The following is a 13,074-nucleotide window of genomic DNA, read 5'->3' as shown; positions in this document are numbered from 1 at the left end:
AAGATGAATAGAATCCGCCAAGTAAACCTGTCTGACATTCCAGCACTACAAGAGCTATATCAGCATACAGTCCTGACTGTGAACCGAAAAGATTATACAGCCGAAGAAGTAGCAAACTGGGCTTCGTGCGGAGACGATACATCACATTGGGGTGAGCTTTTCGAAGAGCAACATTACGTGGTTGCAGAAAATGAAGAAGGTGTGATTGTAGGCTTCGGCTCTGTCAACGACGACGGATATATGCACACGCTGTTTGTCCATAAGGACTTTCAGCATCAAGGCATTGCGACATCTTTGTATAAATATCTCGAAGCATACGCACGAGAAAGAGGTGCGAAAAGATTAACATCGGAGGTTAGCATCACGGCAAAACCGTTTTTCGAGAAACAAGGTTTTCAGGTTGATGAAGAACAAAAACGGAAAGCTAATCAAATGTGTCTCACCAATTATAAAATGAGCAAGCAACTCTATTAATCTATATCGTTTCACATCTAAAATGCAAAGACATAGAATCAGTCTCACTTACTGACGAAGAGAAAACTTATTCTATTGATAAAAAACTCCAACCAATGCGACTTTATCCGCCACTTGGTTGGAGTTCTTTTTTAGCTTTATGAAATATTTTTCAGATACATAACAATGAAACTATCGTTTCTTACTCAAGAAACGTTTTGCCAAATATTTACGTATCGGTTCGTCATACAGTTTCAGGCACAGATAAGCAAGCACGATACTCAAGACAAAGACGCACACGGCTACGTGCCAAGTCTCGCCCAACGTATAGAGCTTATTCTCAATCAGCCATGCATAGAACAGATACATCAACGGATAATGGATCACATAAACCGGATAGGATATATCCCCCAGAAATTTGCATATCTTTGTCGATTGCACGTCCGTAGTGGTGCCCGACGCTCCTATCCAAAGAATGATAGGGAAAGCCACAATCACACAAAACGCTTCATAAACACCATTCATGCAAAGCGGCTCCATTCCTTCGAGATAAGGAACAGCGAACAGGGCAATCAATGCAACGGTACAGATCCAGAAAGCACCTCTCACCTTCATAGGCTTGAAGTTACGCGACATCAGCATACCCAGCGAAAAAGGGAAAAGCATACGTAGGGAGCCGCCCAGGAAGTTAACCCCGTCCAGCGTCCAGCCCACTCCTATGTTTCCATAAGTGGAGACATTGAAGACGGCAAACGCTGCCAATGCTACCCCCAGCAACACCACAAATACCGTCAGCGCCTTGTTGGACAAGCGACGGATGAACAACGCATACAGGATATTACCGATATACTCGAAAAATAACGACCAGCAAGGGCCGTTCAACGGAAACATCTCACCGTTGCCACGAACTTCATATCCCACCCCCGGCATGGCAGGAATGAAGAATATCGTGCAAAGAAGAGACAACATAATCATGGAGATGGCTACATGCGTTCCATCCCATTGCACACAACCCTGAATACAGAATGTGATAGCACCCAATACGGCACCCATAACGACCATCGGATGAAGACGTATCAAACGGCGTTTAAAGAAATCTTTCATGGTGAGACTCTTGCCCCAACGGTCGTCATAAGCGTAACCGATCACGAAACCCGAAAGGATAAAGAAGAAATCCACGGCAAGATAACCGTGGTTGAGAGTCTCGATATTGCCACCACCGGCAAAAGCATATCCCTCGAATACATGATACCATATCACCATAAGAGCCGCTACACCGCGAAGTCCGTCAAGAAGATCATAATGTGCTTTGGTATCTGCAAAGGCTGAAGAAGAAATGTTCGACATCTGTTTTTCTATTAGTTAGTTAGTATTTTCAGATGGCAAAGATACGGTTTGCGAAACGAAGTTCTTTTGCTTAAAAGCAAAAAAGCCCTACCGAAAACTATTTTTTAGCACGTACCCGACTAAGCGTGTAGATGGAAATGCCCAAAAAGGCAGCCACATACTTCAGCTTCACCCGGTTTATCAGTCCGGGATAGCGACGGTTGAACTGCTCATACCGTTCTTTAGGCGAAAGCTGGAGCCGTTCCACAAACATGTGGCTAAGTTCTTTATTGACATTCTGATGCAGGATACGCCCCCAGTTGGCTATGTCGATATAGGTTTCGTAGAGCATATTCAGCTTGTCGATATGGATGACGTAGATTTTGCAATCGGAAAGCGTTTCAATGCTCTCCACCGACGGTTGCTGATAGTAGAGCGAATCCATGCCGAACGTAATGTCGCCTTCTAGCGTGAACCACGTAGTAGTATCCTGTCCGTTGTGATGGAATACGGAACGGGCAATGCCCTCTTCAATGAAATAAACCAGGCGGTCTGTTACCCCCGACTGGACGATATAGGTATCTTTAGGATAATATCGCAGTTCCATATTCGCCTGAAGCGCCTGAAGCGCTTCATCGGATACCGGATAGATTTCTCTTATTTTTTGAATAATGTTTTCCATTTTGAGATTCCTTACTTGATTCGACAGACCACCGGACGGACATTTCTAATGACGCACCTTAGGATACTTATTATTGAAACGGAATCCCAAGCCGAGCATCAGATAATTAGGTGTCTGAAAGTTTTGGAGATTGTAACCGATGTGAAGGAAAGAGCTACGTGTCACGTCTATCTTCAACGCAAAGACCTGATACAGCCCCCGCAAATCGCCACGCCCCAGCACATTCGTTCCCAAACCGACATTGATGGTGAAAAACGGCATTACATACTCCGCCCGTCCCGAAAGTCCGAGAGCAAGCTGATGCTGAATGCCCGGCACAAGAAACCTGCGTTCGGAAGTGCCGCTGCCTCCATCGTAATCGTACTCCACAATCCGGTCTTCGGTGTACACATTGGCACTACCGTCATAAACACCGTCCAGCGAGACGCCGAATCGCAGCTTATAGTTGAGGTTGTACATCGGGGCAAAGTTGAATCCCGCCACGGGGTAACTGCCCGGCGAAGCTATCTGCTTCCCGCTTTCTACGTACACGCCTTTCCGTCTCCACGAGCCGAACAACACAAGGTCGTAACTGATATGACGGGGAAAACGGGGAATATACGGCTTGACCAAAGACTTGGTCAGGTCGGATTCTTCACGGTTGAAGTTGTACACCAGACCGATTTTCGCTCCGGTGGTGTTCACTCCTGCGTTGGGGAATTTGGTGTTGCCGTTGGAGAAATGCGTAAAATCTCCGCCGATGATAAAATCGAAATAACGGGAAAGCGACCAATTGAGGTAGATACCTGCATTGAGATACGCATTCACCCGTGAACCTACCGCTCCGTTGTAGGAGTTGTAATCGTTATCGTATGGTTTCCATCCGGCAGAAAGGCCGAAATTCCACTCGTAATTGAGCGAAAGACGGGGATTGAAACGGGCGATACGTGCGCCCTGAAAGACATAGAACGTCACCGGATCACCGAGTTGCTTACGGTCGCCAAAGGTGGTGACGGCCAAGCCGAAGCCTTGGTAGGCTCCGCCGTAGATACGGTCGGCACAGGTATTGGGACGAAACTTGAAGGAATATTTCAAATGAGCGGCAAAGGAACTTTGGATGGGCTTCCACCGTTCGTTCTCTCCTTGCAGGAAAGGATTGGTGGGGAACACGTATTGCGGCCGAGCTTCTATCCCCAACCGGTGAATGAACCGATGGGGAACGTAAGGAGCTACCGTGTCCATGCCACATTGCGGGAAACTGTTGCGCCGGAATCCATGAAGTTCTTCCTGCAATCGACGCACTTCTTCACGAAGTTCGCGGACGTCCTGCTGGAGTTGCTCCACGTCTTGCCTGACCTCTTTCACCTCCTGCCCCACTTCTTGCGCGCACAGCGAAGCAACGGGGAAAAGCAAGGCGGAACAGAATAGGATGATTTCCCGTCTGGGTATCTTTACTCTCATATCATAGTCTGGTTAGTCTTTTTCAGAACGAAGTTTATAAATGGAGCTTCTCGATAAACTGCGCTACATGATAGCCATCCATCAATCCATGATGGCAAGTGACGGAAACGGGCATCATCAGCCTTTCTCCTTCGCGGAAGTATTTACCGGTGGAGATTTTGGGAACGCTGTCGCCCGAACGCATATTGGTGGGATGCTTCATATCGGTGAAAGAGAGCCACGGCACAGCCGAATAATGAATGGCGTTGGGATGAAACGTACCTCCTTTGTTGAGTCCCGTAGTGGCTTGCAGGCGTTCCATCTCGGCTTTTGCCCGACGAATAAAGACGAGTTCGTCCGGATCGTATTCAAAAGCGGCAAAAGAAAAGGTGTGGTCGGCACGCCCCACAGTGGCTTCGGGCAGAAGACTGTCATAACACACCACTCGATTGCCTTCGATGCGGTAGCGGAACTCTTCCACGGCAGCCGCGGCAGTCACGATGCGGTGAAGGACGAGCAGGGAAAAGGAAACGCCTTTGTCTTTGGCTTCCTGATACGCGCGCGTACAATCTACGTTGACCGTCACTCCAAAAAAAGGATCGTCAAAAGCACTGAAATGTTCGTAATGTTCTCTTCTGTTCCAAGTAGCAATATCGATGATCTTCTCTATCTGATTCATTCTAAACACTCTTTTTTAAGTTTCACCACAGATTACACAGATTAACACAGATTGAATTCGGATGCATCCTTTTTTCTTTTTATATCTCAACCATTATCGGTAATTAAGAATCTGTGTTAATCCGTGTAATCTGTGGTGAACATAGATATACAATTACTGATGTTGCTCACGCAACAAGTCATTCACTGTCTTCACCGGGTTAAAGGTAGAAAGAGGAACTTCTACAAAGACGGTATTCCAGTCGCTCATCGCACCGTTCCACAAGCCGGGAAGTTCGAGAGCTTTCAGGTCTTTACCGTTCTTCGATTTGTAGGAGATGAAGCCGGTGGCTTTATCTACATATTTCACCAGGTCGAATTTATGTCCTTTATAATCACGCACAGCGCATACGAGGTCTACCGGATTGAAGTGCGTACCCTTCTCGAACATTTCTTTCTTCTCCGGATCGTCCATGTCGATCTGCGAGCTTTCGAGAATTTGCAGGGAGATAGTTCCGTCGCTGTTGTAAGCAAGGAACGGACCGCCGCCGGGTTCGCCTACGTTCTTCACCATTCCGCAGACACGCATCGGGCGGTTGAACTTGTTTTTGAGGTAAATGGCCAGTACGGAGTCTTCGAGGTCTTTCGTTTCCGGGTTCTTGCAGAAGAGTTTCTTTTGCAGGAATTGAAGCATTTCCATCATCTGGTCGTGCGTATACTTGCCGCTGTCGAGCAGCGTGAGGTATTCGAATACATGTTTTTGCAGGGTCACGAGCACTCCGGCAATCAGTTTCTTATACGTAACGGTGTCGGCTTTCAAACGGTCGGGCACTACGTTGTCGATGTTCTTGATGAAGATGATGTCTGCGTCCAAGTCGTTCAGGTTCTCAATCAGCGCGCCATGACCACCGGGACGGAACAGCAGTTTGCCGTTGTCGCGGAACGGTTGGTTGTCCATATCGGCAGCAATGGTGTCGGTACTTGGCTTCTGCTCGGAGAAGGTGATGTAATAGTCTACGCCGTAACGTTTGGCGAAGTCGTCCACTTTTTCCGTCACGAGCTTCTTGAAAAGTTCGCGGTGTTCGGTAGACACGGTGAAGTGTACGTTCACTTTGCCGCTCTTGCCGGCTGCATACAGAGCGCCTTCGGCAAGATGTTCCTCCATCGGAGTACGGGAGCCTTCAGGATATTTATGGAATTTGAGCAGACCTTTCGGTAGTGCGCCATAGTTCAGTCCTGCAGTCTCCAGCAGGGCGGACACCACTGCTTTATAGTTGCCTTCTTCCATCAGTCCGGGAATGTCTTTTCCGGAGATACGCTGGCAGGCCACATTCAGTTCGTCATAGAAAGCAAAATTCTTGATTCCGTCAAAGAAAGCCTGTTCGAACTTGGTAGTCGGCTGGTCATAATCGGCGGACAGAAACTCGAATAGATTCTTAAACATACGACTTGCAGCACCGGAGGCAGGCACGAACTTCACAACAGTCTTATCTGTGTTTGTATATGCATCCCAGGCGGCCAGATAAGCCTTCTGTTCTTCTGCGTCGGGAGCTAATATGCCCTTTTCGATGGAAGCTGCCGCATCCAGTTTTAAAAAGGGAAATCCCGTCTGGAAGCATGCTAATTGTTCTGCAATTTGCTCTTCCGTGATGCCTTTCTTGGCAAGCAACTCTTTGTCCTGTGTCGTTATCATAATATCTAATTTTATTAATTGATGCCCAAAAATACAAAATGTTATTTACTTCTTGCCGAATAACCGGAAAAAAAACTACTTTTACATCGAATTAACAAGATTGAATATGGACGACTTTTTTACATTGGAGGAAAAAAAGGAGCTTTTTTCACTCTATCGACATTTATTGCAGTCTGCCGGAGACAGTATTTTCTGGAGAGATTGCCAAAAGTTAAAGAAACATCTTATCAAGGCGGCCCAATGTAACGGTCTGCAACGCAATAACTTCGGGATGAATCCCGTCATCAGAGATTTACAAACAGCAGTGATCGTTGCCGAGGAAATCGGTATGAAAGGTTCGTGCCTGATCGGGATCATGTTGCACGAAATCGTGAAAGGTCATGTATTGTCTATCGACGAGGTGAACGCCGAATATGGTGAAGACGTGGCAAGCATCATCAAGGGATTGGTGAAGACGAACGAGCTGTATGCCAAAAGCCCTGCCATCGAGTCGGAGAATTTCCGTAATCTGCTGCTGTCGTTTGCGGAGGATATGCGCGTAATCCTGATTATGATTGCCGACCGCGTGAACGTGATGCGCAAAATAAAGGATACAGGCAACGAGGAGGACCGGATCAAGGTGGCAAACGAAGCAGCATACCTGTATGCTCCGCTGGCTCACAAGCTGGGATTGTATAAGCTGAAATCGGAACTGGAGGATTTGTCTCTCAAATATACGCAGAAAGAGACATATTATTTCATCAAGGATAAGCTGAATGAAACGAAGGCTTCCCGCGACAAGTATATCGCCGCTTTTATCGAACCGATCCAAAAGAAGGTGGCGGAAGCGGGACTGAAGTTCGACATCAAGGGACGCACGAAGTCGATTCATTCGATATGGAACAAGATTCAGAAGCAAAAGACTCCTTTCGAGGGGATTTATGACTTGTTCGCCATCCGTATCATACTGGATTCGGAACCGGACCCGGCGAAAGAGAAGCAGGAGTGCTGGCAGGTGTATTCGATTGTGACGGATATGTACCAGCCGAACCCGAAGCGTCTGCGTGACTGGCTTTCAATACCGAAGAGTAATGGTTACGAGTCGTTGCACATCACCGTGATGGGCCCGGAAGGGAAATGGGTGGAAGTGCAGATACGTACCCGACGGATGGACGAGATCGCGGAACGCGGACTGGCTGCGCACTGGAGATATAAAGGTATCAAAGGAGAAACGGGCTTGGACGAGTGGCTGACTTCCGTGCGGGAGGCGTTGGAGAACGCGGACAACGACTCGATGAAGGTGATGGATCAGTTTAAAATGGATCTCTACGAGGATGAAGTGTTTGTCTTTACGCCCAAAGGGGATTTGTTCAAGCTGGCTAAAGGGGCTACGGTGCTCGATTTTGCTTTCCATATACATAGTAAGTTGGGATGCAAGTGTATCGGCGCGAAAGTGAACGGCAAGAATGTGCAGTTGAAGCAGAAGTTGAACAGCGGCGACCAGGTGGAGATCATGACTTCAAACACCCAGACTCCGAAACAAGACTGGCTGAACATCGTGACAACTTCCAAAGCACGCACCAAGATACGCCAAGCGCTCAAAGAGATGGTGGCACGCCAGCATGCGTTTGCCAAAGAGACGCTGGAACGAAAATTCAAGAACCGCAAACTGGAGTATGATGAAGCAACCATGATGCGCCTCATCAAGCGTCTGGGATTCAAAAACGTGACGGAGTTTTATCAACGGATTGCCGATGGCGGACTGGATGTGAACGAGATTCTGGATAAATACATCGAACAGCAGAAACGGGACAGCGATACGCACGATGAAATTGTTTATCGGAGTGCCGAAGGGTATAATTTGCAAACCGCACAGGAGGAAACGACATCTAAAGAGGATGTACTGGTGATTGACCAAAATCTGAAAGGACTGGAGTTTAAACTGGCTAAATGTTGTAACCCGATTTATGGCGATGATGTGTTCGGGTTCGTAACGGTGAGCGGCGGTATCAAGATACACCGGTCGGATTGTCCGAACGCGAACCAGATGCGCGAACGTTTCGGCTACCGGATTGTGAAGGCTCGCTGGGCGGGCAAGTCGGAAGGTACGCAATATCCGATCACGCTGCGCGTTGTAGGACATGATGATATTGGTATCGTAACAAATATTACTTCGATCATCTCGAAAGAGAATGGTATCACGCTACGTTCTATCGGTATTGATTCGAACGATGGGTTGTTCTCTGGCACACTGACAGTAATGGTGGGTGATACGGGGCGTTTGGAGGCTCTTATCAAAAAATTACGGACGGTGAAGGGAGTAAAACAGGTGAGCAGGAATTAAAGTTAAGACAGAAGAACAAAAGAACATATTTTTGGATACGTATGATGAAAATCAAAAAATAATCATCACTCCTGAAATATGTTCTTTTGTTCTTCTGTCTATTTTATCTTACCTTCTTCTTTATATAATAAGGATAAGTGACCAATACGAAGAACAGCAAAGCGATAGAAGCTACCATCTGTCCGGTATGGAGCATCTTGTCTGTATCTAATTCCATGTAGCACGCAGTAGCGATACCCAGGGAGATACCAACTTCGCTTGCCAACAAATGGGTAGTGTTGGCTGTTCCGCGTTGGCAATGATGGGATAGTTTCACAAATATCATCAGGAATTCCGGCATGGTTAAACCTAAACCCAATCCCAAGAGTACGGAAGAGATGCCTATCGAAAGGTCTGTGTTCAATAAGGACATGGCTACCATTTCCAACCCGATTCCTATAATGACCAAGCGCAGTGTCTTCTCTTTAAAAAAGAACAGGCGCGCGATGAACAGGGAGATAATGTATCCGAGGGTTGTGCCGACAAAGAACGGTACGGGGATTCCCACGTTTCCGAGTACGAAATCGTTTAGGAAAGGGTGTACCATTGGAATCAGTAAGCCCGGAACAAATGTTATCAGAATCAGGTTGATAGCGGGAACCCATCCACGAAGCAATAAGAAGCGGTCGAAGGAATAGAGTTTAGTGACAATCGGCGCACGGAAAGGTACATATACCCCCGATAGCATGAGAATTCCTACAGCTCCGGTTATGACAGATACAGTGAGCAGGTTTTGGAATGAGTGGCTTTGATAGAGCCACACTCCGAGGATAATCCCCAAAAGCATTCCCAGACGTGCCGTCCACGAGAAGCTGACATTTCCCGCGCTCCGCAGTGTGGAGTTGGTGATGTCGATAGCCAAGGTGATACCGGCAGTAGTGCCTATGCCAAAGGCCAGTCCTTGCACGGTACTCAACAGGATTAGTTCTGTGAAGTTCGTCACAAAGGCGTACCCAATCGTCGCCACTACCATCAGGGCAGCGGCAAACATACATACGTATTTACGTTTGTAGGCATCTACCAGGTAGGCATGGAAAGGACCGATGAGGAACATCCCCAAGGTGAAAAAAAGAAAGATTACTCCTGTCTGTGCGGCCGGCACTCCGAGACGGTCGGCCATCTCTACGGAAAGTACCGGAAATAACACATACAAGGATATAAACAACAGCAAATTAGCTACACATATCCGCATAAAATGAACTGTCCACAATTTAACTGCCATATACTATCTTAATATTGTTCCTTCTCGTTGGGGAAGTAGCAATTCTTCACGTCGGAAACGTAACGGCTGATGGCGTCGGTCATCACCGTGTACAAGTCAGCATAACGACGTAAGAAACGCGGACGGAATCCGTTGTTCATGCCAAGCATGTCCTGAATAACCAATACCTGACCGTCTACGTGACCGCCGGCACCGATTCCAATGATAGGAATAGTGAGCTCGGAAGCTACACGCTCTGCAAGGGTAGCGGGGATTTTTTCGAGTACAATGGCAAAACAGCCTGCTTCTTCCAATAAATGGGCGTCGCGAATCAGTTTGTCGGCTTCGGCTTCGTCTTTGGCACGTACGGTATAGGTTCCGTATTTGTTAATGGATTGAGGCATGAGTCCCAAATGTCCCATCACAGGAATACCGGCGCATACGATACGTTTCACCGTGTCGATGATTTCTTCACCGCCTTCGAGCTTCAATGCGTCAGCGTGACTTTCTTTCATGATGCGGATAGCGGAAGCAAGTCCCTCCATCTCATTGCCCTGGTAAGATCCGAAAGGCATATCAACTACCACCATCGCACGCTTTACACCACGTACTACGGATTTGGCATGATAAATCATTTGGTCGAGCGTGATAGGTAATGTAGTCACGTTACCTGCCATTACGTTAGAAGCGGAGTCGCCTACCAGGATTACGTCCATTCCCGCACCGTCTACAATCTGTGCCATTGTGTAATCATACGCAGTCAGCATAGATATTTTTTCGCCTCTCTGTTTCATTTCAACCAAGCGATGAGTAGTCACCTTTCTTGTGTCATCTGATATATAACCAGCCATGTCTTTTTAATTTATGATTTATGAATTATGATTTATGTCATTGATGTCTGCGCATTTGGACGCTTTCAAAAATTGCGGCAAAGTTATAACATTTAATTCATAACTGGGAAAGAAAAGCAAAAAATCCTTTCAAATGCTTCGCTTGGATAGTTGGAAGGCATTTGAAAGGATGGGTGGGTCTCACTATTTTTATTTATCTCGGTTATTTTTCTTATTTCATTTATTAATATAATATAAGTGAGGTAACTATTTAAAAATAATGCCGTTATTTATGGAGAGATATCATTTTTTCGTATGTCATGCCGGTGAAGTCGTCTATTATATAATGGGCTTTTCCGGTGATGGCTTCGCGTGAGTTGGTGGTGGCAAGTCCGATCACGGTTGCCCCGGAAGTCATGCCGGCTTGCAGGCCGTGGAAAGAATCCTCAAAGACGTAGGAGTTTTCGGGGGTGGCTTCAAAGATTTCCATTCCCAGCAGGAAACAGTCGGGAGCGGGTTTTGAACGGGCAAACATTTCTCCTGTCAGGATGCGGTCTACCATTCCTTTAAATTCGGGATGGGCATTGTAGACGTTGGCCATCTTCTCTTCGTTGGAGCTGGTGACTACGGCTATCTTTGCACCGTTCCGACGAAGATCAGCTATGAAGGCTTCTACTCCGGGGATGTATTCGTAGGACATCTTTTTCTCGTAAACATTGAGTTCAGCGCTTATTTCGAGCTGCGCTTCGGGTTTGTCCGCGAAATGCTTTTCATAGATTTGTAATAGCGTCTGTCCCTTGATACGGCGTCCGAAATCTTCTTCATTCAGATATTTCCGTCCTTGCTCGTCCCAAAAAACAGTGTACTGCGTTTCTGTATCCATGATGACACCGTCAAAGTCGAAAAGTGCTGCAATTGTTTTCGTTGTATTCATATTAAACTAAAACGTTAAACCTTGTGTATCTATCGCCGCAAAGTTCCGAATAATCATCGAATCAGGCAAATAATTCGTACCTTTGCAAAGCTAAAAAAAACGTAACATACGTTTTTATCCAACAAAATCTACTGGCGCATGAGCAAGAACGACCCGCACATTTTAGGCAAAGAACGTATCGGCAAATTGCTGTTACAATATTCCATTCCTGCGATTATCGGAATGACGATTACTTCTATCTATAACATCATTGATAGTATCTTCATCGGACATGGCGTAGGACCGATGGCTATTGCCGGACTGGCTATCAGCTTCCCGCTGATGAATCTTGTTGTCGCTTTCTGTACACTGGTTTCGGCTGGTGGGTCTACCCTCGCCTCTATCCGTCTGGGACAGAAGGATATGAAAGGAGCTACGGAAATTTTGTCACATACGCTGATGCTTTGTATCACAAATTCTCTTTTCTTCGGTATTCTATCTTTTATCTTCCTGGATGATATACTGACTTTTTTCGGAGCCAGCGCCGACACCCTTCCGTATGCACGCAGCTTTATGCAGGTGATTTTGCTGGGAACTCCCATCACTTACACAATGATCGGGCTGAACAACGTGATGCGCGCTACCGGATACCCCAAAAAGGCTATGCTTACTTCAATGGTAACGGTGGTGGCTAACATCATCCTCGCTCCTATCTTTATCTTCCACTTCGAATGGGGAATGAGGGGTGCGGCTACGGCAACGGTTATCTCGCAGTTGATCGGTATGGTGTGGGTGGTGAGCCACTTCACCAAGAAAGACAGTACGGTGCATTTTGAAGGGAATATCTGGAAAATGAAACCGAGGATTGTACAAAGTATCTTCGCCATCGGTATGTCTCCATTCCTGATGAATGTGTGTGCGTGTGCCATCGTGATTATCATCAATAACAGTTTGCAAAATTATGGGGGCGATATGGCTATCGGCGCGTATGGCATCATCAATCGGTTGCTGACGCTTTATGTAATGATTGTGTTGGGGCTGACTATGGGGATGCAGCCAATCGTGGGCTACAACTTCGGCGCACAAAAGATAGACCGAGTGAAACAAACGTTGCGACTGGGGATTATCTCCGGGGTAGTGATTACGAGCAGCGGGTTCGTGATTTGTGAGTTTTTCCCTCATGCCGTATCGGCTCTCTTCACCGATAGCGATGAGTTGATTGATTTGGCGGTAGGCGGTATCCGGCTGACTGTGTTGATGTTCCCGTTTGTAGGGGCACAAATTGTAATCGGTAACTTTTTCCAAAGTATCGGCAAGGCAAAAGTCAGTATTTTCCTTTCGCTGACGCGTCAGTTGCTTTATCTTTTGCCTTGCTTATTACTTTTCCCTAACTGGTGGGGATTGGAAGGTATCTGGATCAGTATGCCGGTATCGGATGCGCTGGCGTTTATTACGGCCGTTATCAGTCTGATGATTTATATCAAGAAGGTTTCCAAACAGCATCCGGTAGTAGCAGAATAAGGCGGTGTCTGCCCTAT

11 protein-coding genes are annotated in these 13,074 nt (G+C 46.7%); 3 read left to right on the top strand and 8 right to left on the bottom strand.

Going from position 1 to position 13,074, the window contains the following annotated elements:
• The first annotated feature begins 3 nt into the window (after positions 1-3).
• Positions 4-474 (top strand): GNAT family N-acetyltransferase, encoded by a 471-nt coding sequence (locus tag BSAG_RS11200; protein ID WP_004315307.1) that lies wholly within the window; start codon positions 4-6, stop codon positions 472-474.
• Between the two features lie 171 nt (positions 475-645).
• On the opposite strand, the gene BSAG_RS11205 is transcribed toward BSAG_RS11200, so the two are convergent.
• The 5 genes from BSAG_RS11205 to BSAG_RS11225 form a co-directional block, all read right to left on the bottom strand.
• Positions 646-1,800, bottom strand: a complete 1,155-nt coding sequence (locus BSAG_RS11205; protein ID WP_004315308.1) for an acyltransferase family protein — start codon at positions 1,798-1,800, stop codon at positions 646-648.
• A gap of 97 nt (positions 1,801-1,897) precedes the next feature.
• Complete coding sequence (locus tag BSAG_RS11210) at positions 1,898-2,461, bottom strand: Crp/Fnr family transcriptional regulator (RefSeq protein ID WP_004315309.1); 564 nt, start codon at positions 2,459-2,461, stop codon at positions 1,898-1,900.
• Between the two features lie 45 nt (positions 2,462-2,506).
• Positions 2,507-3,901 (bottom strand): acyloxyacyl hydrolase, encoded by a 1,395-nt coding sequence (locus tag BSAG_RS11215; protein WP_004315310.1) that lies wholly within the window; start codon positions 3,899-3,901, stop codon positions 2,507-2,509.
• A gap of 34 nt (positions 3,902-3,935) precedes the next feature.
• Positions 3,936-4,559 (bottom strand): chloramphenicol acetyltransferase, encoded by a 624-nt coding sequence (locus BSAG_RS11220; RefSeq protein ID WP_004315311.1) that lies wholly within the window; start codon positions 4,557-4,559, stop codon positions 3,936-3,938.
• Positions 4,560-4,712: 153 nt separating this feature from the next.
• Positions 4,713-6,230 carry a DUF4301 family protein gene (locus tag BSAG_RS11225; protein WP_008017989.1) on the bottom strand — a complete coding sequence of 506 codons (1,518 nt, stop codon included), beginning with the start codon at positions 6,228-6,230 and terminating at the stop codon, positions 4,713-4,715.
• 106 nt (positions 6,231-6,336) lie between these two features.
• On the opposite strand from BSAG_RS11225, the gene BSAG_RS11230 reads away from it, so the two are divergent.
• Entirely contained in the window at positions 6,337-8,553 is a 2,217-nt protein-coding gene (locus BSAG_RS11230; RefSeq protein WP_004316962.1) for a RelA/SpoT family protein, read from the top strand.
• 103 nt (positions 8,554-8,656) lie between these two features.
• Here BSAG_RS11230 and BSAG_RS11235 read toward each other — a convergent pair whose 3' ends face one another.
• From BSAG_RS11235 to BSAG_RS11245, 3 genes are all read right to left on the bottom strand, one after another.
• Complete coding sequence (locus BSAG_RS11235; protein WP_004316963.1) at positions 8,657-9,814, bottom strand: MFS transporter; 1,158 nt, start codon at positions 9,812-9,814, stop codon at positions 8,657-8,659.
• Positions 9,815-9,822: 8 nt separating this feature from the next.
• Positions 9,823-10,644, bottom strand: a complete 822-nt coding sequence (gene panB / locus BSAG_RS11240; RefSeq protein WP_004316964.1) for a 3-methyl-2-oxobutanoate hydroxymethyltransferase — start codon at positions 10,642-10,644, stop codon at positions 9,823-9,825.
• A 265-nt stretch (positions 10,645-10,909) separates the two neighbouring features.
• Positions 10,910-11,557 carry an HAD family hydrolase gene (locus tag BSAG_RS11245; RefSeq protein WP_004316965.1) on the bottom strand — a complete coding sequence of 216 codons (648 nt, stop codon included), beginning with the start codon at positions 11,555-11,557 and terminating at the stop codon, positions 10,910-10,912.
• Between the two features lie 138 nt (positions 11,558-11,695).
• On the opposite strand from BSAG_RS11245, the gene BSAG_RS11250 reads away from it, so the two are divergent.
• Positions 11,696-13,057, top strand: a complete 1,362-nt coding sequence (locus BSAG_RS11250; RefSeq protein ID WP_004316966.1) for an MATE family efflux transporter — start codon at positions 11,696-11,698, stop codon at positions 13,055-13,057.
• Positions 13,058-13,074 lie beyond the last annotated feature (17 nt).

The organism is Bacteroides sp. D1, from assembly GCF_000157095.2.
Classification (GTDB): Bacteria; Bacteroidota; Bacteroidia; order Bacteroidales; family Bacteroidaceae; genus Bacteroides; species Bacteroides xylanisolvens.
This window is presented reverse-complemented; position numbering and strand designations above follow the sequence as displayed.